This window comes from Streptomyces marianii, assembly GCF_005795905.1.
In the GTDB taxonomy this organism is placed as follows: domain Bacteria; phylum Actinomycetota; class Actinomycetes; order Streptomycetales; family Streptomycetaceae; genus Streptomyces; species Streptomyces marianii.
Genome location: NZ_VAWE01000001.1, coordinates 3480562 through 3506432, shown reverse-complemented (window position 1 = coordinate 3506432; position 25871 = coordinate 3480562). Strand labels below are relative to the sequence as shown.

23 protein-coding genes are annotated in these 25871 nt (G+C 70.7%); 21 read left to right on the top strand and 2 right to left on the bottom strand.

Annotation, left to right across the window (positions count from 1 at the left end; all coding sequences use genetic code 11):
- Positions 1 to 136 precede the first annotated feature (136 nt).
- The 4 genes from mqnC to FEF34_RS15685 all read left to right on the top strand — a co-directional run bounded on the left by mqnC (position 137) and on the right by FEF34_RS15685 (position 4237).
- A complete protein-coding gene (gene mqnC / locus FEF34_RS15700; protein WP_138053746.1) occupies positions 137 to 1336 on the top strand; it encodes a cyclic dehypoxanthinyl futalosine synthase in 1200 nt (399 codons plus the stop codon).
- A 7-nt stretch (positions 1337 to 1343) separates the two neighbouring features.
- Positions 1344 to 1997 carry an imidazolonepropionase-like domain-containing protein gene (locus FEF34_RS15695; RefSeq protein WP_138053745.1) on the top strand — a complete coding sequence of 218 codons (654 nt, stop codon included), beginning with the start codon at positions 1344 to 1346 and terminating at the stop codon, positions 1995 to 1997.
- Positions 1998 to 2611: 614 nt separating this feature from the next.
- Complete coding sequence (locus FEF34_RS15690; protein WP_138053744.1) at positions 2612 to 3307, top strand: demethylmenaquinone methyltransferase; 696 nt, start codon at positions 2612 to 2614, stop codon at positions 3305 to 3307.
- Positions 3308 to 3325: 18 nt separating this feature from the next.
- Positions 3326 to 4237, top strand: coding sequence for a glutaminase (locus FEF34_RS15685; RefSeq protein ID WP_138053743.1), 912 nt, complete (start codon positions 3326 to 3328; stop codon positions 4235 to 4237).
- 636 nt (positions 4238 to 4873) lie between these two features.
- Here FEF34_RS15685 and FEF34_RS15680 read toward each other — a convergent pair.
- A complete protein-coding gene (locus FEF34_RS15680) occupies positions 4874 to 5386 on the bottom strand; it encodes a GNAT family N-acetyltransferase (protein ID WP_138053742.1) in 513 nt (170 codons plus the stop codon).
- A 99-nt stretch (positions 5387 to 5485) separates the two neighbouring features.
- On the opposite strand from FEF34_RS15680, the gene FEF34_RS15675 reads away from it, so the two are divergent.
- Complete coding sequence (locus tag FEF34_RS15675) at positions 5486 to 6775, top strand: geranylgeranyl reductase family protein (protein ID WP_138053741.1); 1290 nt, start codon at positions 5486 to 5488, stop codon at positions 6773 to 6775.
- Positions 6776 to 6988: 213 nt separating this feature from the next.
- On the opposite strand, the gene FEF34_RS15670 is transcribed toward FEF34_RS15675, so the two are convergent.
- Entirely contained in the window at positions 6989 to 7786 is a 798-nt protein-coding gene (locus tag FEF34_RS15670; RefSeq protein WP_138053740.1) for a C40 family peptidase, read from the bottom strand.
- 691 nt (positions 7787 to 8477) lie between these two features.
- On the opposite strand from FEF34_RS15670, the gene FEF34_RS15665 reads away from it, so the two are divergent.
- From FEF34_RS15665 to FEF34_RS15595, 16 genes are all read left to right on the top strand, one after another.
- Positions 8478 to 8837: an NADH-quinone oxidoreductase subunit A gene (locus tag FEF34_RS15665; protein ID WP_093661633.1), complete on the top strand. Its 360-nt coding sequence runs from the start codon at positions 8478 to 8480 to the stop codon at positions 8835 to 8837.
- A 14-nt stretch (positions 8838 to 8851) separates the two neighbouring features.
- A complete protein-coding gene (locus tag FEF34_RS15660; protein WP_007383964.1) occupies positions 8852 to 9406 on the top strand; it encodes a NuoB/complex I 20 kDa subunit family protein in 555 nt (184 codons plus the stop codon).
- Positions 9407 to 9494: 88 nt separating this feature from the next.
- A complete protein-coding gene (locus FEF34_RS15655; RefSeq protein ID WP_138053739.1) occupies positions 9495 to 10223 on the top strand; it encodes an NADH-quinone oxidoreductase subunit C in 729 nt (242 codons plus the stop codon).
- Positions 10220 to 11542, top strand: a complete 1323-nt coding sequence (locus FEF34_RS15650; protein WP_138053738.1) for an NADH-quinone oxidoreductase subunit D — start codon at positions 10220 to 10222, stop codon at positions 11540 to 11542. The genes FEF34_RS15655 and FEF34_RS15650 overlap by 4 nt, the downstream gene beginning before the upstream one ends.
- 17 nt (positions 11543 to 11559) lie before the next feature.
- Positions 11560 to 12417 carry an NADH-quinone oxidoreductase subunit NuoE gene (nuoE, locus tag FEF34_RS15645; protein ID WP_138057507.1) on the top strand — a complete coding sequence of 286 codons (858 nt, stop codon included), beginning with the start codon at positions 11560 to 11562 and terminating at the stop codon, positions 12415 to 12417.
- Positions 12417 to 13781 carry an NADH-quinone oxidoreductase subunit NuoF gene (gene nuoF, locus FEF34_RS15640; RefSeq protein WP_138053737.1) on the top strand — a complete coding sequence of 455 codons (1365 nt, stop codon included), beginning with the start codon at positions 12417 to 12419 and terminating at the stop codon, positions 13779 to 13781. Before nuoE ends, nuoF begins: the two co-directional genes overlap by 1 nt.
- Positions 13778 to 16306: an NADH-quinone oxidoreductase subunit G gene (locus FEF34_RS15635; protein ID WP_138053736.1), complete on the top strand. Its 2529-nt coding sequence runs from the start codon at positions 13778 to 13780 to the stop codon at positions 16304 to 16306. Before nuoF ends, FEF34_RS15635 begins: the two co-directional genes overlap by 4 nt.
- The gene (gene nuoH / locus FEF34_RS15630) at positions 16303 to 17712 is read left to right on the top strand and encodes an NADH-quinone oxidoreductase subunit NuoH (protein ID WP_138053735.1); all 1410 of its coding nucleotides are present in this window, start codon (positions 16303 to 16305) and stop codon (positions 17710 to 17712) included. The genes FEF34_RS15635 and nuoH overlap by 4 nt, the downstream gene beginning before the upstream one ends.
- On the top strand, positions 17705 to 18346 hold the full coding sequence (gene nuoI / locus FEF34_RS15625) for an NADH-quinone oxidoreductase subunit NuoI (RefSeq protein WP_138053734.1): 642 nt from the start codon (positions 17705 to 17707) through the stop codon (positions 18344 to 18346). The genes nuoH and nuoI overlap by 8 nt, the downstream gene beginning before the upstream one ends.
- A complete protein-coding gene (locus tag FEF34_RS15620; RefSeq protein WP_138053733.1) occupies positions 18343 to 19242 on the top strand; it encodes an NADH-quinone oxidoreductase subunit J in 900 nt (299 codons plus the stop codon). The genes nuoI and FEF34_RS15620 overlap by 4 nt, the downstream gene beginning before the upstream one ends.
- Positions 19239 to 19538 (top strand): NADH-quinone oxidoreductase subunit NuoK, encoded by a 300-nt coding sequence (nuoK, locus tag FEF34_RS15615; RefSeq protein WP_093661653.1) that lies wholly within the window; start codon positions 19239 to 19241, stop codon positions 19536 to 19538. The genes FEF34_RS15620 and nuoK overlap by 4 nt, the downstream gene beginning before the upstream one ends.
- Before the next feature lie 14 nt (positions 19539 to 19552).
- On the top strand, positions 19553 to 21457 hold the full coding sequence (gene nuoL, locus FEF34_RS15610; RefSeq protein WP_138053732.1) for an NADH-quinone oxidoreductase subunit L: 1905 nt from the start codon (positions 19553 to 19555) through the stop codon (positions 21455 to 21457).
- A 5-nt stretch (positions 21458 to 21462) separates the two neighbouring features.
- Entirely contained in the window at positions 21463 to 23088 is a 1626-nt protein-coding gene (locus tag FEF34_RS15605) for an NADH-quinone oxidoreductase subunit M (RefSeq protein ID WP_138053731.1), read from the top strand.
- Positions 23085 to 24734, top strand: a complete 1650-nt coding sequence (nuoN, locus tag FEF34_RS15600) for an NADH-quinone oxidoreductase subunit NuoN (RefSeq protein ID WP_138053730.1) — start codon at positions 23085 to 23087, stop codon at positions 24732 to 24734. Before FEF34_RS15605 ends, nuoN begins: the two co-directional genes overlap by 4 nt.
- A 159-nt stretch (positions 24735 to 24893) precedes the next feature.
- Positions 24894 to 25043, top strand: coding sequence for a hypothetical protein (locus tag FEF34_RS41255; protein WP_171052963.1), 150 nt, complete (start codon positions 24894 to 24896; stop codon positions 25041 to 25043).
- Between the two features lie 225 nt (positions 25044 to 25268).
- Entirely contained in the window at positions 25269 to 25619 is a 351-nt protein-coding gene (locus FEF34_RS15595) for a hypothetical protein (protein WP_138053729.1), read from the top strand.
- Positions 25620 to 25871: the final 252 nt, after the last annotated feature.

The following is a 25871-nucleotide window of genomic DNA, read 5'->3' as shown; positions in this document are numbered from 1 at the left end:
ACCGGCATGCGCCAAGTCCCGGCGGGGGCCGGGCCGGGCGTGCCGCCGAGGTGCCGCCGGGGGCCGCGCACAGGGCCTGTCGTAGGCTGGCACGGTCCGGTAACGCCCTGTTCCACCACCGAAAGGTGACACCCCGGTGACCCAGAAGGCCGACCTCCAGTCCGTCCTGGACCGTGCCGCCGAGGGCGGGCGGATCACCCCCGAAGAGGCGCTCGACCTCTACCGCTCTGCGCCGCTGCACGCGCTGGGCGCCGCCGCGGACGCCGTGCGCCGCCGCCGTTACGCCGGTACCGAGCACATCGCGACGTACATCATCGAGCGCAACATCAACTACACCAACGTCTGCGTGACGGCCTGCAAGTTCTGTGCCTTCTACGCCCCGCCCAAGGACACCGCCAAGGGCTGGACCCGCGACCTCGACGACGTCCTGCGGCGCTGCGCCGAGACGGTGGAGCTCGGGGGCACGCAGATCATGTTCCAGGGCGGTCACCACCCGGACTACGGCGTCGAGTACTACGAGAAGCACTTCGCCGCGATCAAGAAGGAGTTCCCGCAGCTGGTCATCCACTCCCTGGGCGCGTCCGAGGTGGAGCACATGGCCAGGATCTCGGGAGTGTCCGTGGAGGAGGCCGTCCGGCGCATCAGCGCGGCCGGTCTCGACTCCTTCGCGGGTGCCGGCGCCGAACTGCTGCCGGAGAGGCCGCGTAAGGCGATCGCCCCGCTGAAGGAGTCCGGCGAGCGCTGGCTGGAGATCATGGAGGCGGCGCACGGGCTCGGAGTGGAGTCGACGTCCACGATGCTGATGGGCACCGGCGAGACCAACGCCGAGCGTATCGAGCACCTGCGGATGATCCGCGACGTACAGGACCGGACGGGCGGCTTCCGGGCGTTCATCCCGTACACGTACCAGTCGGAGAACAACCACCTCAAGGGCCGGACCCAGGCGACGATCTTCGAGTACCTGCGGATGATCGCGATCGCCCGGCTCTTCTTCGACAACGTCGCCCACATCCAGGGCTCCTGGCTGACCACGGGCAAGGAGATCGGCCAGCTGTCGCTGCACTACGGCGCGGACGACCTGGGCTCGATCATGCTGGAGGAGAACGTCGTCTCCTCGGCGGGCGCCAGGCACCGCTCCAACCGGCAGGAGATCATCGACCTGATCCGCCGCGCGGACCGCGTCCCGGCCCAGCGCACGACGACGTACGAGCACATCGTCGTGCACGACGACCCGGCGAACGACCCGGCCGACGACCGCGTCGTCTCGCACATCTCCTCGACGGCGATCGAGGGCGGCACGGCGCACCCGGAGCTGAAGCTGCTGAACGCCAACTGAGTGCGCCGTGCTGACGATTCACGTGGCGGACCTGCTGCTGCCCGGCGGTCCGGGGGCTCCCGTGCCGGGCGGCGCGGTCGCCGTCCGGGGAAGCGCGATCTCCGCCGTGGGCCCCTACGAGGAGGTGGCCGCCGCCCATCCGGGGGCCCGTGTGCGGCGCTGGCCCGGGGTGCTCACGCCGGGCCTGTGCAATCCGTACGGGCCTGAACTGCTGGAGCGGGCCTACCACCCCGACCCTCGCGAGTCCGGCGAGCTGGGCGCCGAGCCGCTCACCGGCGCCGCGCTGGCCGCGCTGGAGATGACGGACGCCCGGTGGGGAGCCAGTGCGCGGCGCGGCGCGCAGCGGATGCTGGCGCACGGAACGGTGGCGCTGGCCGGGGACCTCTGGCGGAGCGCGGTCCTCGACGCGGTGACCCGAGCCGGACTCAGCTGCGAGCAGCGGCTCACGGAGCCGGGGGGACCGCCGTCCCTGGACCCGTTCGCGGGCGGTCCCGTGGCTGAGGCGTTCCTGGTGCCGCTGGGCCCCGAGGGCGGGGACGCGGACTTCGCGGTCTTCGACGTACCGGTGGGCGGCGACCCCTACGCCGCCCTGCGCGAGCACGGCGCCCGCACCTGCGTCGCCACCGTCCTCCGCGGCCGGCTGGTGTACCGGCGGCGCTAGTGTCTCGTGATTCTCTTCGTGTCACTCGCGCTCGACCCGAAGGTGCTGGTCAGCGCCTTGCGTGGCGTCAACTGGCGTGACATCAACGGGAACACGAGACACTAGTGCCGCGTCAGGCAGGGTTTGCCCGTCAAGGCGCGGCGTCCGGTGCACGGGGTCTCCCCCGGCCCTCCGGTCGAGGGGGTGGGGTCTCCCCCAGGCCCTCCGGGCCGAGGGGAAGATCGCAAGGCGCCGGATCGACCTCGTGGTGGGCCTGATCGGTTGATCCGGCAACGCCGCGAGTCGCCGTGCCGGGCGCCGCGACGGGGCGAACGTCGCCCGATGCGGCACCAGGTAGGGCGTGCTTCGAAAGTCCGGCCTGGCCGGGGACCTCTGGCACGCACCCTCGCGGCGTTGCCGGCCGTCGGCGCGGCCCGCCGCGCTCTCCTCCCTCCGCCTTGCGCCGCACGCACCGGACACCCCCGCCTCGCCCTGCGGGCGGGCGAAGCCACTCTCGGAACACGCCCTGGGCCGGGTCCGGAACCCACCGGCACGCCCCCGCCGGGCCCGCCGCGCTGTGCCTGAGACAATGGCCGCCGTACCGTCCGCACCCGACACTGCGAGGCCGAACGCCAGTGACCCGCGCTTCCCTGGACAAGCAGCCGCACGAAGTCGCCTCGATGTTCGACGATGTCGCGGCGAACTACGACCTCACCAACGATGTGCTCTCGCTCGGTCAGGACCGGCGCTGGCGCCGGGAGGTCGCCCAGGCGGTCGGGGCACGGCCCGCCGAGCGCGTCCTCGACCTGGCGGCCGGGACCGGCACGTCCTCGCTGCCCTTCACCCGCACCGGCGCTTACGTCGTGCCTTGCGACTTCTCGCTCGGCATGCTGCGCGAGGGCAAGAAGCGGCACCCGTGGCTGCCGCTGACCGCCGGTGACGCGACGAAGCTCCCCTTCCGGGACGGTTCCTTCGACGCCGTGACGATCAGCTTCGGGCTGCGCAACGTCCAGGACACCGACCGTGCCCTGCGGGAGTTGCACCGCGTGACGAAGCCGGGCGGCCGTGTGGTCATCTGCGAGTTCTCGCACCCGACACGGGCGCCGTTCCGGACCGTGTACGAGGAGTACCTGATGCGGGCTCTGCCGCCCGTCGCCCGCGCGGTCTCGTCCAACCCCGACGCGTACGTCTACCTCGCCGAGTCGATCCGGTCCTGGCCCGAGCAGGCGGAGCTCGCCGGGATGCTCCAGAAGGCCGGCTGGTCGAAGGTGGCCTGGCGCAATCTGAGCGGCGGCATCGTCGCGCTGCACCGCGGCACCAAGTCCCAGTAAGCCCCCGGGGACCGCACCATGGACTACCAGGCGATCCTCGAGCGGATCGAGCAGGACGTCGCACCGCTGGTCGGCAGCGGCACCCCGGCCGAGTACATCCCGGCCCTGGCCGCCGTCGACCCGCGGCACTTCGGCATGGCCATCGCCGACCTGGACGGAAAGGTCCACGGCGTCGGCGACTGGGAGCGGCCCTTCTCCACCCAGTCGGTCACCAAGGTCTTCGCCCTGGCCCTCGCGCTCTCCCTGGGCGGCGACGGCCTCTGGGAGCACGTGGGCCGGGAGCCCTCCGGCAATCCGTTCAACTCCCTGGTGCAGCTGGAGTACGAGAACGGCATCCCGCGCAATCCCTTCATCAACGCCGGAGCACTCGTCGTCACCGACCGGCTGCTGACCCTGACCGGGGACGCGAGCAGCGAGGTGCTGGAGTTCCTGAGGCAGGAGAGCGGCAACCCGGAGCTGGCCTTCGACCCGGAGGTCGCCGGGTCCGAGTCCGCGCACGGCGACCGCAATGCCGCGCTGGCCCACTTCATGGCCTCGTACGGCAACATCGCCAATTCCGTCCCGGCGCTGCTCGACCACTACTTCTGGCAGTGCTCGATCGAGATGAACTGCGCCGATCTCGCCCGTGCGGCCCGTTTCCTGGCCCGTCACGGTCTGCGGGCCGACGGCAGCCGGCTGCTGACCCGCAGCGAGGCGAAGCAGGTCAACGCGGTGATGCTCACCTGCGGTACCTACGACGCCGCGGGCGAGTTCGCCTACCGGGTCGGGCTGCCCGGCAAGAGCGGTGTCGGCGGCGGGATCGTGGCGGTCGTGCCGGGGCGGTGCACGCTGTGCGTGTGGAGCCCGGGGCTGGACGGGCAGGGCAATTCGGTGGCGGGCGTGGCGGCGCTGGACCGGTTCACGACGCTGACCGGGCTGTCGGTGTTCTGACCGTACGGGAGCGCGGCGCGGGTGGTTCGCCGGCCTCGCCCGCAGGGTCAACCGCTCTGTGGTGAAAGCGCGTTGACGGGAACCGGTGGGAGGGCAGGATGGGCCGTTCACACCGACCGCATCCGATTTCCCCCGGGAGCTCCCCTTGGCGCCGAACTGCCCGTACTGCGGGAACACCTCCCCGGCCGGGCACGCTTCTGCATGACGTGCGGACGGGAGCGCCCGCAGCCGGCCGCGGCGGCCTCGTACAAGCCCCACCTGTGTGGGCCCCGGAGCTCCGCCCCCGGCCACGCCGCCCGCCGCGGGGCCGGGGCGCAGCCGCGCGCTCGTGTGGGGCGGGACCCTGACGGCGGCACTCGTGCTCGGCGCGGGCACCACCGCGGGCGTGCTGCTGCTCAAGGACGAGGGTTCCGGGCCCGGACCGGGGGACCGTCCCGCGGCGGCCGTCCCGTCCCGGCCTTCACCGGCCGCCACGAGCCCCACGGGTGCACCGCTCGCCGGCTCCGCGCCCGCCCGGACTCCGCCCGCGGCCACCCCGGCCCGGCCCGGGACGGCCCGCACCGGTGCGCCGGGCGGTGGTGACCCCGGTGGTCTTCGAGACGGTCCTGTCCACCTGGACCGCGGACCCGGCGTTCGCTACAGGGTGAGCCGGAAGCAGAGCCCCTTGCGTTCGGAGTCCGGGACGGCGTACGTCTCGGAGAGCTCCATGCCCAGACGCCGGGTCACGGCGATCGACCGCTGGTTGCGGGAGTCGACCATGGCGACCACGGAGGGAACGCCGGCCGCGCGCACCCGGTCCAGGGTCGTCCGGGCGGCGGCGGTCGCGTAGCCGCGGCCCCAGTACGGCCGCGCGAGACGCCAGCCGATCTCGATCTCGCCGACCGGCCCGAACGACTCGTGCGGCCAGGGCTGCGCGCCCGTGAAGCCGAGGACCTCGCCCGCCTCGTCGAACAGCGTCCACAGGCAGAAGCCCCGTTCCGCGTCGTGCCGCCGCTGCCGCGCGGTGAGTTCCTCGTACACGGACACCCCGGCGGACCTGCCCCCGTGGAACTCCATCACCTCGGGGTCGTCGAAGACGCGGTGCCAGGCGAACGTGTCCTCCTCGGTGGGCACACGGAGCTGTACGACGGGGAGAGACGCTGCGGTCATCGCGGGGGAGCCCTTCGGTCGCCGGTCGGTACGCCCCCATAGACTGCACACGACCTGTGCCGCACGGCACGCGAATTCGAGTCTTCGGGAGAACCCGCCGTGACCGAGACGACCCCCTCCGAGCACACCGCAGATGTGATCGTCGTCGGGGCAGGCCCGGCCGGTTCGACGACCGCCTACTACCTGGCCAAGTCCGGCCTGGACGTACTGCTGCTGGAGAAGACGGCGTTCCCCCGCGAGAAGGTCTGCGGCGACGGGCTCACGCCCCGCGCCACCAAGCAGCTGGTCGCCATGGGCATCGACGTCTCCGAGGAGGCCGGCTGGCTGCGCAACAAGGGCCTGCGGATCATCGGCGGCGGTGTCCGGCTGCAGCTGGACTGGCCGGAGCTGGCCAGCTACCCGGACTACGGACTCGTCCGCAAGCGGGACGACTTCGACGAGCAGCTGGCGCGGCAGGCGCAGAAGGCCGGCGCGCGGCTGTACGAGCGCTGCAACGTCGGCGCGCCCGTCATCGACGACCGGACCGGCCGGATCACCGGCGTCCACGCCAAGCTCGGTGAGGAGAAGCGGGAGGTCACCTTCCACGCCCCGCTGGTCGTCGCCGCCGACGGCAACTCCTCCCGGATCTCCCTCGCCATGGGACTGCACCGGCGTGAGGACCGCCCCATGGGCGTCGCCGTCCGCACGTACTTCACCAGCCCGCGCCACGACGACGACTACCTGGAGTCCTGGCTGGAGCTGTGGGACCGCCGCGGTCCCGGGGAGGACCGGCTGCTGCCCGGCTACGGCTGGATCTTCGGCATGGGCGACGGCACCTCCAACGTCGGCCTCGGGGTCCTGAACACCTCGGCGTCGTTCAAGGAGCTCGACTGGCGCGAGGTCCTGAAGGCCTGGTGCGCCTCGATGCCGGAGGACTGGGGTTACGTGCCGGACAACATGACCGGCCCGATCCGGGGCGCCGCACTCCCCATGGCGTTCAACCGCCAGCCGCACTACACCAGGGGCCTGCTGCTCGTCGGCGACGCGGGCGGTCTGGTCAACCCGTTCAACGGCGAGGGCATCGCCTACGCCATGGAGTCCGGTCAGATCGCCGCCGACGTCATCGTGCAGGCCCACGCCCGGGCCACCCCCGCCCAGCGGGAACTGGCCCTGCACAACTACCCGAAGGTCCTGAAGGAGACCTACGGCGGCTACTACACGCTGGGCCGCGCGTTCGTGAAGCTCATCGGCAACCCGAGGGTCATGAAGATCGCCACGCAGCGGGGGCTGACACACCCGCTGCTGATGAAGTTCACGCTGAAGATGCTGGCGAACCTCACCGACCCGTCAGGCGGCGACGCGATGGACCGGATCATCAACGGTCTCTCCAAGGTGGCCCCGAAGGCCTGACACGCGAAGTCCGGGGGAGGGCGGACGTCCTCCTCCGGGCCTACCCCGGGCCTACCCCGGGCCCCGCGCCCGGCAGCCTCCCGAGGGGCCACGAGGTCCGCCCGGAGGGACGACGAGAAGGCCACCGGCCCCCCTGGACGGGGAGACGGTGGCCTCGTTCGGCTGCGGACCGGAACGAACCGGGCGTTCCGGGAGAACCGCTTCGAGAACCGCTCAGAGGACGCGAACGGCGCCGCTCGCCGGGTAGCCCGACAGCTCCTGGATGACGACGCCCTTGCCCGGGTTGGCGGCGTCGAGGTACTTGCCGTCGCCGATGTAGACACCCGTGTGGTACGCGGAACCGGCGCCGCCCCAGTAGAGGATGTCGCCGACCTGGATGTTGTCCAGGGAGACCTGGGTGCCGGCCACCGACTGGTCCTGGGAGACGCGCGGCAGGTCGATGCCGACCTGGCGGAACGCGGCCTGGACGAGGCTGGAGCAGTCCCACGAGTTGGGGCCGGTGGCGCCCAGGACGTAGGCGTCGCCGAGCTGCGCCTTGAGGAAGGCGACGACGGTCGCGGCGGAGCCGGACGCGTTGGAGACGCTCTGCGAGGCGCTGGAGAGGGTGGTGCGCTCGGACGAGCGGGAGGAGCGCTCCTCGACCGCGGCGCGGGCGGCCTCCTCGGCCTTCCGCTCGGCCTCCGCCTTGCGCTCGGCCTCGGCCTTGGCCTTCTTCGCGGCCTTGGCGGCTTTGGCCGCGGCAGCGTTCTCCTGGGTCTGCAGATCGAGGTCCAGGGCCGCCTGCTGGGTCGCCTCGGCGGAGAGGGCGACCGCGCCGGCGAGCTCCGGGCTGTCGAAGGTGAGCGCGGGCATCTCGATGGTCTCGGTCACCGGCTCGGCGTTCGCCGGCCCGGCGCTTCCGGCCACCGCGATGGTGCTGAGGACGCCACCGGCAACTCCGGCGCGCAGCGCGAGCTTCGAGGAGCTGCGGCGGGGCTTCCGGTGGCTACGTATGTGAGCGGTGTGGGACATGGGTACAACCGCTATCAGGGCTCCATGGTTCCCTTCAAGAAACGTGGTTTCCACCACAGTTGCCGCCGGGGGCGCCCGAATCCGCCAGTGTGCCGCCTTTATTGACGCCGTAACGGGCAAAACGGGCAGAGGTGATCAGGGTCGTGGTCACGGACTTTCGTGAAAAGGTCCGTATTGCCCGTCGCTTACCACCCCTTCACACCGATGGCCAAGCCCCGGTTTTTCGGGCGGCAGGCCGAGTGGCGCAGGTCACAGAATGGTCACCGCCGCCGGCCCTCGCGGCGCTCGTGAACAAGTGCACGTGTCCACCTCCGTCCGCCCCGCCCCTCGCGTGAGTGAAGGCCGTCCTCTATCACCCGGTCCGGTCCATCGCGAATTTGCCTGGACGGCGTCGCCCCTGCTAGTGAACCCCACCCCTGACCAGCGACAACGATCGAGATGGTCACCTTTTGTAGCCGCTCGTGTGCTTCCCGTATGAAGATCACCGCTCATCCGGCTTCATGATCCTTCGTCAGGTGGTGGAGATCACAAAGTCGTTGCGCACCCCGTGTCGCAGATCACAGACCGGCGGGCATAGGATGCGGAGCAGTCGGGCTTGTGAACTGCCTCACATGAGCATGATCTTCGCGGGGCGGCGAGGCGAGGCCCGGTGCGGTCCAACGGTCAAGGACGACTGGAAGGAGCGAGGAGCGTGAATGCCTACGCGCCCATCCTCGTGCTCGGCGCCCTAGGGGCAGGCTTTGCGATCTTCTCCGTGGTCATGGCCACGCTCGTCGGCCCGAAGCGGTACAACCGCGCGAAGCTCGAGGCCTACGAGTGCGGTATCGAGCCGACGCCGACGCCGGCCGGAGGAGGCCGCTTCCCGATCAAGTACTACCTGACGGCGATGCTCTTCATCATCTTCGATATCGAGATCGTCTTCCTCTATCCATGGGCCGTCACGTTCGACGCCCTGGGGATCTTCGGGCTCGTGGAGATGCTGCTCTTCGTGCTCACCGTCTTCGTCGCCTACGCCTACGTCTGGCGGCGCGGCGGCCTGGAATGGGACTGAGGGGCTGAGGAGCAATGGGACTCGAAGAGAAACTGCCGAGCGGTTTCCTGCTGACCACCGTCGAGCAGGCCGCGGGCTGGGTGCGCAAGGCGTCCGTCTTCCCCGCGACCTTCGGCCTCGCCTGCTGCGCCATCGAGATGATGACGACCGGCGCGGGCCGCTACGACCTGGCCCGCTTCGGTATGGAGGTCTTCCGCGGATCGCCGCGGCAGGCCGACCTGATGATCGTGGCCGGCCGGGTGAGTCAGAAGATGGCGCCTGTCCTGCGCCAGGTCTACGACCAGATGCCCAATCCCAAGTGGGTGATTTCCATGGGTGTTTGCGCATCATCGGGCGGAATGTTCAACAATTACGCGATTGTGCAGGGTGTTGACCACATTGTTCCCGTTGACATCTATCTGCCCGGCTGCCCCCCTCGGCCGGAGATGCTGATGGACGCCATCCTCAAGCTCCACCAGAAGATCCAGAGCTCGAAGCTCGGGGTGAACGCGGAGGAAGCGGCCCGCGAGGCGGAGGAAGCGGCACTCAAGGCGCTCCCGACGATCGAGATGAAGGGCCTGCTCCGGTGAGCGCCGCGCACACGGCCGCCGGGCCGCAGACGACGAACCCCGCACCCCTGTGCCGTGCGGACGGGGAAGCGATCAAGGGGGTGCACAAGTGACCGACCAGCCGAACCCGGAGAAGGAGCTCTCCGAGCAGAACCTGCCTGGCCAGCGCGGTGAGCACGGCGAGGAGATTCGTGTCCAGCGCGGCATGTTCGGCGCCGGCGACGGCGGCGACACCTCCGGCTACGGCGGACTCGTCCGCTCCGTCCGGCTGCCCGGCGCCGCCACCCGCCCCTACGGCGGCTGGTTCGACGAGGTCGCCGACGAGCTCGAGGGCGCCCTGGAGGAGCAGGACCTCCTCCCGGAGAACGCGATCGAGAAGACCGTCGTCGACCGCGACGAGCTCACCTTCCACATCGCGCGCGAGCATCTGGTCCGGGTCGCCAGGACGCTGCGCGACGACCCGGCGCTCCGCTTCGAGCTGTGCACGGGGGTCAGCGGCGTCCACTATCCCGGTGACCAGGGGCGCGAGCTGCACGCCGTCTACCACCTGCGCTCGCTCACCCACGGCCGGCTGATCCGGCTGGAGGTCAGCGCTCCGGACACGGACCCGCACGTTCCGTCGCTCGTCGAGGTCTATCCGACCAACGACTGGCACGAGCGCGAGACCTACGACTTCTTCGGTCTGGTCTTCGACGGCCACCCCGCCCTCACCCGGATCATGATGCCGGACGACTGGCAGGGCTTCCCGCAGCGCAAGGACTACCCCCTCGGCGGCATCCCCGTCGAGTACAAGGGCGCCCAGATCCCGGCTCCGGACCAGCGGAGGTCGTACTCGTGACCACCTCATCGGCAAGCTCGCGCGAGACCACCGAGGGGACCGTCCACACGGTCACCGGCGGGGACTGGGACGAGGTCGTGGAGACCGCGGCCAAGGCCGACGACGAGCGCATCGTCGTCAACATGGGACCCCAGCACCCCTCCACCCACGGAGTGCTCCGGCTGATCCTCGAGATCGACGGCGAGACCGTCACCGAGGCCCGCTGCGGCATCGGGTACCTGCACACCGGGATCGAGAAGAACCTCGAGTACCGGACGTGGACGCAGGGGACCACCTTCGTCACGCGCATGGACTACCTGACGCCGTTCTTCAACGAGACGGCGTACTGCCTCGCCGTGGAGCGGCTCCTCGGCGTCGAGGACCAGGTCCCCGACCGCGCCTCGGTCATCCGCGTGCTCCTGATGGAGCTCAACCGGCTCTCCTCGCACCTGGTGTGCATCGCCACCGGCGGCATGGAGCTGGGCGCGACCACGATCATGATCTACGGATTCCGTGATCGTGAACTCGTTCTCGACCTCTTCGAACTGATCACCGGCCTGCGGATGAACCACGCGTACATCCGCCCCGGCGGTCTCGCCCAGGACCTGCCCCCGGGCGCGGTCGACCAGATCCGCGAGTTCGTGAAGACGATGAAGAAGAACCTTCCCGAGTACGACAAGCTCGCCACCGGGAACCCCATCTTCAAGGCCCGGATGCAGGACATCGGCTACCTCGACCTCGCCGGCTGCATGGCACTCGGCGCGACGGGCCCGATCCTGCGCTCCACCGGCCTCCCGCACGACCTGCGCAAGACCGATCCGTACTGCGGGTACGAGAACTACGAGTTCGACGTCCCGACCGCGGACACCTGCGACGCCTACGGCCGCTTCCTCATCCGGCTGGAGGAGATGCGGCAGTCGCTGCGGATCGTCGAGCAGTGCCTGGACCGGCTCGCCCCCGGACCGGTGATGGTCGAGGACAAGAAGATCGCCTGGCCCGCGCAGCTCGCGCTCGGCCCGGACGGCCTCGGCAACTCCCTCGACCACATCAAGAAGATCATGGGCACCTCCATGGAGGCCCTGATCCACCACTTCAAGCTGGTGACGGAGGGCTTCCGGGTCCCGGCCGGACAGGCGTACGCGGCCGTCGAATCCCCCAAGGGCGAGCTCGGCGTCCATGTCGTCTCGGACGGCGGCACCCGGCCCTACCGGGTCCACTTCCGCGACCCGTCCTTCACCAATCTGCAGGCCATGGCGGCGATGTGCGAGGGCGGCCAGGTCGCCGACGTGATCGTCGCCGTCGCGTCCATCGACCCCGTGATGGGAGGCGTCGACCGGTGACAGACGTATCGCTCGGCATGCCCCAGCTCCCCGCCCCCGACTATCCGGCGGAGGTGCGCACGAGGCTGGAGACGGACGCCCGGCAGATCATCGGCCGCTACCCGGACAGCCGGTCCGCGCTGCTGCCGCTGCTGCACCTCGTGCAGTCGGAGGAGGGCCACGTCACCCGCACCGGCATGCGGTTCTGCGCGGAGATCCTGGACCTGACCACGGCCGAGGTCACCGCGGTCGCGACCTTCTACTCGATGTACCGCCGCAAGCCGTCCGGCGACTACCAGGTCGGCGTCTGCACCAACACCCTCTGCGCCGTGATGGGCGGCGACGCGATCTTCGACGGTCTCAAGGAGCACCTCGGCGTCGGCAACGGCGGGACCACCGAGGACGGCAAGGTCACCCTCGAGCACATCGAATGCAACGCCGCCTGCGACTTCGCCCCCGTCGTGATGGTCAACTGGGAGTTCTTCGACAACCAGACCCCCGAGTCGGCCCGACGGCTCGTCGACGACCTGAGGGCCGGGCGGAGCGTCGAACCCACCCGAGGCGCCCCGCTGTGCACGTTCAAGGAGACCGCCCGCATCCTGGCCGGCTTCCCCGACGAGCGCCCCGGAGCCGTCGAGGCCACCGGCGGCGCCGGCCCCGCCTCCCTCATCGGCCTCCGGCTGGCCAAGGGCGAGGCCCCCAAGCCGCGGGTCGTCCACCCGCGCGGCGCCGCTCCGCAGGACGAGCCCCCGGGCGAGCACCTCAGCTCGCACGCCCGCCCGTCGCCCGACCACCACCCCTCGACGAGTCCCTCCGGGACGCAGAACGACTCACAGGCCACATCGGCGTCCGACCCGGCCCACCCGGCCGGCCCGGTATCCGAGGAGGGGGAGTGATGACCGTGTCCACCGAGTACGGGCCGGAGGCAGGCGGCGGGACCAGCCCCGAGAAGTTGCTCATGCCCGTCCTTTCCGCCTTCTGGGACCAGCCCGAGTCCTGGACCCTGGACACCTACCGCGAGCACGAGGGCTACGAGGGACTGCGCAAGGCCCTCGCCATGGCCCCCGACGACCTGATCGCGTACGTGAAGGACTCCGGGCTGCGCGGCCGCGGCGGCGCCGGCTTTCCCACCGGGATGAAGTGGCAGTTCATCCCGCAGGGCGACGGCAAGCCGCACTACCTCGTCGTCAACGCCGACGAGTCGGAGCCGGGCACCTGCAAGGACATCCCGCTCCTTTTCGCCAACCCCCACTCCCTCATCGAGGGCATCGTGATCGCCTGCTACGCGATCCGGTCCGAGCACGCCTTCGTCTATCTGCGCGGTGAGGTCGTCCCCGTACTGCGCAGGCTGCACGAGGCCGTCCGCGAGGCGTACGACGCCGGCTACCTCGGCAAGAACATCCTCGGCAGCGGACTCGACGTCGAACTCACCGTGCACGCCGGCGCCGGCGCGTACATCTGCGGTGAGGAGACCGCCCTGCTGGACTCGCTGGAGGGCCGGCGCGGGCAGCCCCGGCTGCGGCCGCCCTTCCCCGCGGTCGCCGGTCTGTACGCCTGCCCCACCGTGGTGAACAACGTCGAGTCCATCGCGTCCGTTCCCGCGATCCTCAACAAGGGCAAGGAGTGGTTCCGCTCCATGGGCAGCGAGAAGTCCCCCGGCTTCACGCTGTACTCGCTGAGCGGCCACGTCGCCCGTCCCGGCCAGTACGAGGCCCCGCTCGGCATCACGCTGCGCCAACTGCTCGACATGGGCGGCGGCATGCGCCCCGGCCACCGGCTGAAGTTCTGGACGCCCGGCGGCTCCTCGACCCCGATGTTCACCGACGAGCACCTCGACGTGCCGCTGGACTACGAGGGTGTGGGCGCCGCCGGTTCCATGCTCGGTACCAAGGCGCTCCAGTGCTTCGACGAGACGACCTGCGTGGTCCGGGCCGTGACCCGCTGGACCGAGTTCTACGCCCATGAGTCCTGCGGCAAGTGCACACCCTGCCGCGAGGGCACCTACTGGCTGGTCCAGCTGCTGCGCGACATCGAGGCGGGCAAGGGCTCGACGGAGGACCTCGACAAGCTGAACGACATCGCCGACAACATCAACGGCAAGTCGTTCTGCGCCCTCGGTGACGGCGCCGCGGCGCCGATCTTCTCCTCGCTGAAGTACTTCCGCGACGAGTACGAGCAGCACATCACCGGCCGGGGCTGCCCCTTCGACCCCGCGAAGTCCACGGCCTGGGCCGTGTCGAACCTGGAGGTGGACGCATGACCGTCACCACGTCCGCCGCGAACACCGGCGGCGGGAGCGCCGCGGTCCCGCCGGAGGACCTGGTCACGCTGACCATCGACGGGGTCGAGATCTCCGTGCCGAAGGGCACCCTGGTCATCCGGGCCGCCGAGCAGCTCGGCATCGAGATCCCCCGGTTCTGCGACCACCCGCTCCTCGACCCGGCCGGCGCCTGCCGTCAGTGCATCGTCGAGGTCGAGGGCCAGCGCAAGCCGATGGCCTCCTGCACCATCACCTGCACCGACGGCATGGTCGTCAGGTCGCAGCTCACCTCGCCGGTCGCCGAGAAGGCGCAGAAGGGCGTGATGGAGCTGCTGCTCATCAACCACCCGCTCGACTGCCCCGTCTGCGACAAGGGCGGTGAATGCCCGCTGCAGAACCAGGCCGTCTCGCACGGCCAGGCGGAGTCCCGCTTCGAGGGCAGGAAGCGGACGTACGAGAAGCCGGTCAACATCTCCACCCAGGTGCTGCTCGACCGCGAGCGGTGCGTGCTGTGCGCGCGCTGCACCCGCTTCTCCAACCAGATCGCCGGCGACCCGATGATCGAACTCCTGGAACGCGGCGCGCTCCAGCAGGTCGGCACGGGCGAGGGCGACCCCTTCCAGTCCTACTTCTCCGGGAACACCATCCAGATCTGCCCGGTCGGCGCGCTGACCTCGGCGGCCTACCGGTTCCGCTCCCGGCCCTTCGACCTCGTCTCGTCGCCGTCCGTCTGCGAGCACTGCGCGGGCGGCTGCGCGACCCGCACCGACCACCGGCGCGGAAAGGTCATGCGGCGGCTCGCCGCCGAGGACCCCGAGGTCAACGAGGAGTGGATCTGCGACAAGGGGCGGTTCGCCTTCCGCTACGCCCAGCAGCGCGACCGGCTCACCACGCCGCTCGTCCGCAACAGGGAGACCGGTGAGCTGGAGACCGCGAGCTGGCCGGAAGCGCTGGAGGCGGCGGCCACCGGACTCGCGGCGGCACGCGGCCGGGCCGCGGTGCTCACCGGCGGCCGGCTGACCGTGGAGGACGCCTACGGGTACGCCAAGTTCGCCCGGATCGCCCTCGACACCAACGACATCGACTTCCGGGCCCGGGTCCACTCCTCGGAGGAGGCCGACTTCCTCGCCGCCCGGGTCGCCGGCCGCGGCCGGGATCTCGACCGCACGGGCGTCTCCTACACCTCGCTGGAGAAGGCCCCGGCGGTGCTGCTCGTGGGCTTCGAGGCGGAGGAGGAGGCTCCGGGGGTCTTCCTCCGGCTGCGCAAGGCCGCGCGCAAGCACGGCCAGCGGACGTTCGCCCTCGCCACGCACGCCACCCGCGGGCTCGCGAAGGCCCAGGGCGTGCTGCTTCCGGCGGCTCCCGGCACCGAGGCCGAATGGCTGGACTCGCTGGCGTCGGGTACCGGGCTCGAGGGGGACGGCGCCACGGCCGCCGAGGCGCTGCGGGCCGAAGGCGCCGTGATCGTCGTCGGTGAGCGGCTGGCCGGAGTACCGGGCGCTCTGAGCGCGGTCGCGCGCACCGCCACGGCGACCGGCGCCGAGCTGGTCTGGATCCCGCGCCGCGCCGGCGAGCGCGGCGCCGTCGAGGCCGGCGCCCTGCCGTCCCTGCTGCCCGGCGGCCGCCCCGCCACCGACCCGCGGGCCCGCGAGGAGACCGCGGCGGCCTGGGGCGTACGCGAACTGCCGCACCGCTACGGCCGGGACACCGGGCAGATCGTGGAGGCCGCAGCCAACGGCGAACTGGCCGCCCTGGTCGTCGCCGGCGTCGAGGTCGCCGACCTGCCCCACCCGGCACGTGCCCGGGAGGCGCTCGACTCGGTCGGCTTCCTGGTCTCGCTGGAACTGCGGCCCTCCGAGGTCACCTCGCGGGCCGACGTGGTCTTCCCGGTCGCGGCCGTGGCCGAGAAGCCGGGCACCTTCCTCAACTGGGAGGGCAGGGCACGGCTCTTCGAGGCCGCGCTCAAGCCGGACCAGATGACCCGCCCGCTGCCGCCGACGGACGCGCGGGTGCTGCACATGCTCGCCGACGCGCTCGACGTGCACCTCGCCCTGCCCGACCTCCGGTCCGTACGGCGTGAGATGGACCGGCTCGGCGGCTGGACCGGCCCCCGGGCGGACCAGCCCGCCGAGTCCGCCCGGCCGCTGCCCCGCCCCGGCGAGGGCGAGGCGGTCCTGGCCGGCCACCGGCTCCTGCTCGACCAGGGGCTCCTCCAGGAGGGCGACGAGGCGCTGGCCGGCACCCGGCACGCGGCCGTCGCCCGGCTCTCCGCCGCCACCGCGGCCGAGACCGGGGTCGAGGACGGCGATCTGCTCGCCGTCAGCGGTCCCTCCGGTTCCGTGCAACTCCCGCTCCAGGTGACCGAGATGCCCGACCAGGTGGTGTGGCTCCCGCTCAACTCGGCCGGCGGCGGCGTGCTGAGCGACACGGGCGTGACGCCCGGCCGGCTCGTCCGCGTCGGCCCGGCGGCAACGGCCGGTCACGGGACCACCGGCCCCGACGACGTACCGGAGGTGCGCGCGTGAACCCGGCACTCCTCGACCAGACGCTGCTCGCGGCGGAGGACCTCTCGCTGTTCGGGCGGGACCCCTGGTGGCTCGTCGTCGTCAAGGCGGTCTTCTGCTTCGCCTTCCTGATGGTGACCGTGCTGTTCTCCATCGTGTGGGAGCGCAAGGTCGTCGCGTGGATGCAGCTGCGCATCGGCCCCAACCGGCACGGTCCGTGGGGCCTCCTCCAGTCCCTCGCGGACGGCGTCAAGCTGATGCTCAAGGAGGACGTGGTCGTCAAGCGCGCGGACAAGGTGGTCTACGTCCTGGCACCGATCGTCGCGGCCATCCCGGCCTTCATGGCGATCGCCGTCATCCCGTTCGGCCCGGCCGGCAACGAGATCTCGATCTTCGGCCAGCGGACCACGATGCAGCTCACCGACCTGCCGATCGCGATGCTCTACATCCTCGCGGTCGCCTCGGTCGGCATCTACGGCATCGTGCTCGCCGGCTGGTCGTCCGGCTCGACGTACCCGCTGCTCGGCGGACTGCGCTCCTGCGCCCAGATGATTTCGTACGAGATCGCCATGGGCGCCGCGTTCGCCTCCGTCTTCCTCTACTCCGGCTCGATGTCGACCTCGACGATCGTGGAGGCCCAGGCGGACCGCTGGTACGTCCTGCTGCTGCCGGTCTCGTTCCTCATCTACATCGTGACGATGGTCGGTGAGACCAACCGGGCCCCGTTCGACATGCCGGAGTCCGAGGGCGACCTCGTCGGCGGCTTCAACACCGAGTACTCGTCGATCAAGTTCGCGATGTTCATGCTCGCCGAGTACGTGAACATGGTCACCGTCGCGGCGGTCTCCGTCACGCTCTTCCTGGGCGGCTGGCGGGCCCCGTGGCCCGTCAGCACCTTCTGGGAGGGCGCGAACCACGGCTGGTGGCCGATGCTCTGGTTCGTCATCAAGGTGCAGTTGCTGCTCTTCTTCTTCATCTGGCTGCGCGGCACGCTCCCGCGCGTCCGCTACGACCAGCTGATGAAGCTCGGCTGGAAGGTGCTCATCCCGGTCTCGGTCGTCTGGCTGATGCTCGTCGCGACCGTACGGGCGCTGCGCAACGACGGACGCGACTTCTCACAGATCGTGCTGTACGTCGGCGGTGCGGTCCTCGCCGTCCTGCTGTTGTCCTTCGTCGCGGACCTCTTCCGCGGCCGCAGGGAACGGGCCGAGGCGGAGGCGGCCGAGGAGGCGGAGGCCGAGGAGGGCGGTGCGCCCGGGGCGTTCGACCCGATGGCCGGCGGTTTCCCGGTGCCCCCGCTGCCCGGACAGGTGCTGCCGCAGGTTCCGCGAAGGCGGCCACGTCGCGACCGCGAGCTGATTGTCAGCGGCGGCGCGAATACTGAGAGTGACGGTCCTCGTGACGGAAAGGAGGCTGACGGTGCCTGAGCGACCCGAGGATTCCGGGAGCGCGTTCCAGAACCCGGTCGCCGGCTTCGGCGTGACCTTCAAGGCCATGTTCAAGAAGCGGCTGACCGAGCAGTACCCGGAGCAGCAGAAGACGACCGCGCCGCGCTTCCACGGCCGGCACCAGCTCAACCGGCACCCGGACGGGCTGGAGAAGTGCGTCGGGTGCGAGCTGTGCGCCTGGGCCTGTCCGGCCGACGCCATCTACGTGGAGGGCGCGGACAACACCGAGGAGGAGCGTTACTCGCCCGGCGAGCGGTACGGCCGCGTCTACCAGATCAACTACGCCCGCTGCATCCTCTGCGGGCTGTGCATCGAGGCGTGCCCGACCCGGGCGCTCACCATGACCAACGAGTTCGAGCTGGCCGACAGCTCCCGCGAGAACCTGATCTACACCAAGGAGCAGCTGCTGGCGGGCCTCGAGCCCGGCATGGTCGACACCCCGCACGCGATCCACCCCGGCACGGACGAGCAGGACTACTACCGGGGGCTGGTCACCGAAGCCGCCCCCGGGACCGAGCGCCAGGTCGCCGTGTCCAAGGGGGAGGAGCCGCAGGACGCCGGCTCCTCCCTCGGGCCGGAGGAGCCGGCGGCGAAGAAGGAGGTCGACGTATGAGCGCGCTGGCCGCCGCGACCTCCACCGGCGAGGCCGTCCAGTTCTGGGTCCTCGGCACCGTCGCCGTCGTCGGGGCGCTGTGCACCATCCTGATGAAGAAGGCCGTGCACAGCGCGCTGTGCCTCGCCGGGACCATGATCGTGCTGGCGGTCTTCTACCTCGCCAACGGCGCGTACTTCCTGGGTGTCGTCCAGATCGTCGTCTACACCGGCGCGATCATGATGCTCTTCCTGTTCGTCGTCATGCTGGTCGGTGTCACGGCCGCGGACTCCCTCAAGGAGACCCTGAAGGGCCAGCGCTGGTGGGCTGCCCTCTGCGGCATCGGCTTTGGCGTCCTGCTGATCGCGGGCATCGGCCACGCCTCGCTGGGCCCCGGGTCCTTCATCGGACTCGGCGAGGCCAACGCGGCGGGCAACGTCGAGGGCCTGGCGGCGCTGATCTTCACCAAGTACGTCTTCGCGTTCGAGATCACCGGTGCCCTGCTCATCACGGCGGCGGTCGGCGCGATGGTGCTCACCCACCGGGAGCGCACCGAGCGCGCGAAGACCCAGCGGGAACTGGCCGTGCAGCGCGTGCGCGAGGCGAGCGACCTCCCGTCGCCCGACCGCCACCCCTCATCGGCGGCCTACGGCTGGAAGCTCCCGACCCCGCTGCCCGCCCCGGGCGTGTACGCCCGCCACAACGCGGTGGACATCCCCGGTCTGCTCCCCGACGGCACCCCCTCGGAGCTCACCGTCAGCAAGACGCTGCGCTCCCGCGGCCAGGTCCGGGACGTGTCCCGTGAGGCACTGAACGACCTCAAGGCGCTGGAGCGCCGTTCCGAGGAGCGCCTCGACCGGGACCGGGACGAACTCGGCCGGGACGGCCGGCGCGACGGACAGGAGGCCAAGCGGTGAACCCCGTCAACTATCTCTACCTCGCCGCCCTGTTGTTCACCATCGGCGCGGCCGGCGTACTGATCAGGCGGAACGCGATCGTCGTCTTCATGTGCATCGAGCTCATGCTCAACGCCTGCAACCTCGCGCTCGTCGCCTTCTCCCGGATGCACGGCAATCTCGACGGCCAGATCATCGCCTTCTTCACGATGGTCGTCGCCGCCGCCGAGGTCGTGGTCGGGCTCGCGATCATCGTGTCGCTGTTCCGTTCCCGCCACTCGGCCTCGGTCGACGACGCCAGTCTGATGAAGCTGTAAGGGGTCGCAGACTCGTGGACAACGCAGAGAACCTGATCGCGCTGCTGGTCGCGGCGCCCTTGCTCGGCGCGGCCGTGCTGCTGCTCGGCGGGCGCCGGCTCGACCGCTCGGGCCACTGGATCGGCACCGCGCTCGCCGCCGCCTCCTTCGTCGTCGCCGTCGTGCTGTTCGCCGACATGCTCGGCCGGCCCGGCGACGACCGCACCCTCCACCAGCACCTGTTCAGCTGGATCCCGGTCGGCGGCTTCCAGGCTGACGTCGCCTTCCAGCTCGACCAGCTGTCGATGACCTTCGTCCTGCTGATCACCGGCGTCGGCTCGCTCATCCATCTGTACTCGGTGGGGTACATGGAGCACGACGAGCGCCGCCGCCGCTTCTTCGGCTACCTCAACCTGTTCCTCGCGGCGATGCTCCTGCTCGTGCTCGCCGACAACTACCTGCTGCTGTACGTCGGGTGGGAGGGCGTCGGCCTCGCCTCGTACCTGCTCATCGGCTTCTGGCAGCACAAGCCCAGCGCGGCGACGGCGGCGAAGAAGGCCTTCCTGGTCAACCGGGTCGGCGACATGGGCCTGTCCATCGCCATCATGCTGATGTTCACCACCTTCGGCACCTTCGCCTTCGGGCCGGTGCTGGGGTCCACGGGCAGGGCGTCCGAGGGCACGCTGACGGCCCTGGGCCTGCTCCTGCTGCTCGCCGCCTGCGGCAAGTCCGCCCAGGTGCCGCTGCAGTCCTGGCTCGGGGACGCCATGGAGGGCCCGACCCCGGTCTCGGCCCTGATCCACGCGGCGACGATGGTCACCGCCGGCGTCTACCTGATCACCCGCTCCGGGGCGATCTTCAACGCCGCCCCGGACGCCCAGCTGGCCGTCGTCACGGTCGGCGCGGTCACGCTCCTCTTCGGTGCGATCGTCGGTTGCGCGAAGGACGACATCAAGAAGGCGCTGGCCGGTTCGACGATGTCGCAGATCGGCTACATGATCCTGGCGGCGGGCCTCGGCCCGATCGGATACGCCTTCGCGATCATGCATCTGGTCACCCACGGCTTCTTCAAGGCCGGGCTCTTCCTCGGTGCCGGTTCGGTCATGCACGGCATGAACGACGAGGTGGACATGAGGAAGTACGGCGGCCTGCGGAAGTACATGCCGATCACCTTCGTCACCTTCGGCCTCGGCTACCTCGCCATCATCGGTTTCCCGGGCCTGTCCGGCTTCTTCTCCAAGGACAAGATCATCGAGGCGGCCTTCGCCAAGGGCGGCACCGAGGGCTGGATCCTCGGCGGCGCGGCCCTGCTGGGCGCCGCCATCACCGCCTTCTACATGACGCGTGTGATGCTGATGACCTTCTTCGGCGAGAAGCGCTGGCAGCCCGACGACAAGGGCGAACTGCCGCATCCGCACGAGTCGCCGAGGACGATGACGATCCCGATGATCGTGCTCGCCTTCGGCTCGGTCTTCGCCGGCGGGCTGTTCTCCTGGCACGAGTCGTTCGTGAAGTGGCTGGAGCCGGTCACCAGCTTCGAACACGGCCATTCGCCGCTCAGCGCCGCGACCGTCACGACCGCGACGGTCGCGGTGATGGTCCTCGGCGTCGCACTCGCCTATCTCCAGTACGGCCGCCGCCCGGTGCCGGTCACCCCGCCGCGCGGCTCGCTGCTCACCCGGGCCGCCCGCCGCGACCTCCTCCAGGACGACTTCAACCACGTGGTCCTGGTCCGGGGCGGCGAGCACCTGACCCGGTCGCTCGTGTACGTGGACCACAGCCTGGTCGACGGGGTCGTCAACGGCACGGCGGCCTCGTTCGGCGGCCTCTCCGGCCGGCTCCGCAAGCTGCAGAACGGCTACGCCCGCACCTACGCGGTCACGATGTTCGGAGGTACGGCGGTGCTGATCGCCGCGACCCTGCTGATGAGGGCGGTGTAACCGACATGTCCTTCCCGCTCCTCACCGCGGCGGCGGCGCTCCCGGCGCTCGGCGCGATCGCCACCGCCGCCGTCCCGGCCGGCCGGCGCACGGCCGCCAAGTGGCTGGCGCTGCTGGTCTCCCTGGGCACGCTCGTGCTCGCGGCGGTGATCGCCGTACGGTTCGAGCCCGGCGGCGACCGCTACCAGCTCACCGAGTCCCACGCCTGGATCGCGGACTTCGGGGTCCGCTACGAACTGGGCGTGGACGGGATCGCGGTGGCGCTGATCGCGCTGACCGCCGTGCTGATCCCGCCGATCATTCTGGCGGGTTGGCACGATGCCGACCCCTCCCCTGCCTCCGGCGGGGACACCCCCGCCGAGACGAAGAACTACCGGTGGCGGCCGACCCAGGGATTCTTCGCCCTGATCCTGTCGGTCGAGGCGATGGTGATCCTCTCCTTCGAGGCCACCGACGTCTTCCTCTTCTACATCCTCTTCGAAGCCATGCTCATCCCGATGTACTTCCTCATCGGCGGCTTCGGGGACCGTGCCGCACCTGCTCGACAGGCCGCTGCCGCGGCGGGGAGCGGCGACGAGAACGCGGCGGCTCAGCGTTCCTACGCCGCGGTGAAGTTCCTCCTCTACAACCTGGCCGGCGGCCTCATCATGCTGGCCGCGGTCATCGGGCTCTACGTGGTCGCGGGCAACTTCTCGCTGACGGAGATCGCCGAGGCCCGTGCCAACGGCACGCTGGAGATGGCCACCAACACCGAGCGGCTGCTGTTCCTCGGCTTCTTCTTCGCCTTCGCGGTGAAGGCGCCGCTCTGGCCGCTGCACACCTGGCTGCCCAACGCGATGGGCGAGTCGACCGCCCCGGTCGCCGTGCTGATCACGGCCGTGGTCGACAAGGTCGGCACGTTCGCGATGCTGCGCTTCTGCCTGGGACTGTTCCCGGAGGCGTCCGAGTGGGCGACCCCGGTGATCCTGGCCCTGGCCCTGGTCAGCATCGTCTACGGCGCGCTGCTCGCCGTCGGGCAGCGCGACATCAAGCGCCTGATCGCCTATGCGTCGATCTCCCATTTCGGCTTCATCATCATGGGCATCTTCGCGATGACCACCCAGGGGCAGTCCGGGGCGACGCTCTACATGGTGAACCACGGGATCTCGACCGCCGCGCTGATGCTGGTGGCCGGCTTCCTGATCTCGCGGCGCGGCTCCCGGCTCATCGCCGACTACGGCGGAGTGCAGAAGGTCGCGCCGGTCCTCGCCGGCACCTTCCTCATCGGCGGCCTGGCGACCCTGTCGCTGCCGGGACTCGCGCCGTTCGTCAGTGAGTTCCTGGTCCTCGTCGGGACGTTCGCGCGCTATCCCGTCGTCGGCATCATCGCGACCTTCGGCATCGTGCTCGCCGCGCTCTACACGCTGGTGCTGTACCAGCGGACGATGACCGGACCGGTGAAGGAGGAGGTGCGGAGCATTCCGGATCTGCGGCTGCGCGAACTGGTCGTGGTCACGCCGTTGATCGCGCTGCTCGTCTTCCTCGGCGTCTTTCCGAAGCCGCTGACGGACATCGTCAACCCGGCCGTCGAGCACACCATGTCCGACGTCCAGAAGAAGGACCCCCAGCCCGAGGTGGAGGCGGCCAAGTGAGCACGACAGCTGTCCACAACCTGTGGACAACGGCAGCCGAGCCGCTGGACAGGATCCCGGCGCCGCACATCGAGTACGCACAGCTCGCGCCCATGCTGATCGTGGTCGGCGCGGCGATCCTCGGTGTGCTGGTCGAGGCCTTCGTCCCGCGCAGGAGCCGCCACTACACACAGGTCTTCCTCGCCGTCGTGGCCCTGACCGCCGCGTTCGCCGCGGTGGTCGGCCTGGCCGTCGGCGGCTACGGCACGACCAAGGCGCACATCGCGGCGATGGGCGCCATCGCGGTCGACGGCCCCGCCCTGTTCCTGCAGGGCACGATCCTGCTGGCGTCACTGGTCGCGGTGTTCACGTTCGCCGAGCGCCGGCTCGACCCCGCGGCGCACGGCGAGCGCGTCGACTCCTTCGCCGCACAGGCCGGCTCTGTACCGGGCAGCGACAGCGAGAAGGCCGCGGTCAAGGCAGGGTTCACCACCACCGAGGTGTTCCCGCTGGCCCTCTTCGCCGTCGCCGGGATGCTGGTCTTCCCCGCGGCCAACGATCTGCTGACGCTGTTCATCGCCCTGGAGGTCTTCTCCCTCCCGCTGTACCTGCTGTGCGCGCTGGCCCGGCGCAAGCGGCTCATGTCGCAGGAGGCCGCGGTGAAGTACTTCCTCCTCGGCGCCTTCTCCTCCGCGTTCCTGCTCTTCGGCATCGCCCTGCTGTACGGCTACGCGGGCTCGGTCGCGTACGCGCGCATCGCCGACGTCGTCGACGGCACCGTCCAGACCATCGACCCGGCGCTCGCCGGCACGATGGGCAACGACGCCCTGCTGCTCATCGGCGGGGCGCTGATCCTTACGGGGCTGCTCTTCAAGGTGGGCGCGGTGCCGTTCCACATGTGGACCCCGGACGTCTACCAGGGCGCACCGACCCCGGTCACCGGCTTCATGGCGGCGGCCACCAAGGTCGCGGCCTTCGGCGCACTGCTCCGGCTGCTGTACGTGGTGCTGCCCGGGCTGCGCTGGGACTGGCGGCCGGTCATGTGGGCGATCGCCATCGTCACCATGCTGGGCGGCGCGATCGTCGCCATCACCCAGACCGACATCAAGCGGCTCCTGGCGTACTCCTCGATCGCACACGCCGGCTTCATCCTCGCCGGTGTCATCGCGGTGACGCCGGACGGTGTCTCGTCGGTGCTCTTCTACCTGCTCGCGTACTCCTTCGTCACCATCGGCGCGTTCGCGGTGGTCACGCTGGTGCGCGACGCCGGCGGCGAGGCCACCCACCTGTCCAAGTGGGCGGGCCTCGGCAGGCGGTCGCCGCTGGTCGCGGCCGTCTTCGCGGTGTTCCTGCTGGCCTTCGCCGGCATCCCGCTGACCTCTGGCTTCTCCGGGAAGTTCGCCGTGTTCCGGGCGGCGGCGGAGGGAGGCGCCGGGGTGCTGGTCGTGATCGGTGTGATCTCGTCCGCGATCGCCGCGTTCTTCTACATCCGGGTCATCGTGCTGATGTTCTTCAGCGAGCCGAAGCCGGAGGGCCCGACGGTCGCCGTCCCCTCCCCGCTGACGACGACGGCGATCGCGGTCGGCGTCGTGGTCACCCTGGTGCTCGGCGTTGCACCGCAGTACTTCCTGGACCTGGCCGGCCAGGCGAGCGTGTTCGTGCGGTAGGCGGTGGTCCGCGGGGACGTCCCCGCACGGTCGGCGCGAGGGCCCGGCACTTCTCGGAGGGGTGCCGGGCCCTCGCGCTGCCCACGCCACCCGGCCGGGCGGTCCGAATGCGACTAGGCTCGATCACGGGGCGAGGCCGTCGGGTCGAGGAGGATCGTCATGATCGACCAGTACCAGGAGCCCGAGTACACCACCCCCTCCCAGGCCGAGGGCGAGGACCGGGAGTCGACCGAGGAGCAGCACCCCGACGTCGACCGGACCACGCCGTCCCAGGCCGAGGGCGAGCGCGTCACGGACGACAGAGCCTGACCGCCGGTCCGGACCGGGACCGGCGGTCAGGTCTCCGCGCGGGCCGGGCCGGGCTCCGCACGGCCCGGTTCCGGTCCCGGTCCGGCTTCGACCGGTTCCGGGTCCGGCCCTCCGCACGTTTACGTCCCCTTCCCCGGGGGGTCGTGCCCGTCCCCGGGCAACCCGCGATCAAGGTCCGGCGTCCTCCAGGGAGCCGGACCTTGATCGTGGACACGGGGGGACATCGTGGGCGCTTCAGCGGAGCAGTCGCGGCGGACCGGGGATCCGGAACAGCCGGACCGGTCCCGGGATCCCGGCCGACGGGAGGAGCCGAAGCAGCCGAGCAGTGCGGACACCTGGCCGGCGGCGGTGCTGCTCCCGGCCCTTCTGCTGCTGAGATTCTTCGGAGAGCAGGGGTGGGCCTACTGGACGGGGGCCGTCATCGGGGTGCTGGGCATGGCCGGCGTCGCCGTCGAGGGCACAGCGGCGGTACGGCACCTGCTGAACGGCCGCAGGCCATGGGTCGCCGTCTGGACCCTCCTGGCCCTGGGATCGGGGTCGCTGGTCCTGGTGCTCAGGCTGGCCGAGCACTGGTGACGCTCCGGGCCGCGCAAGCCGCGTGCCGGCTTCCGCGGGACTCCGCGAGGCCCCGGCCGCCCGCCGGGCCATGGCGGTACGTGTGGGGGACCGCGACGGCGCCGGGGCCGGTCCCCGTCCACGAGCCGCTCGGCGCACGGAAGCGGGTGGGCCGACGCCGGCACCGCGGCGGTACGTGTGGGGGACCGCGACGGCGCCGGGGCCGGTCCCCGTCCACGAGCCGCTCGGCGCACGGGAGCGGGCGGGCCGGCG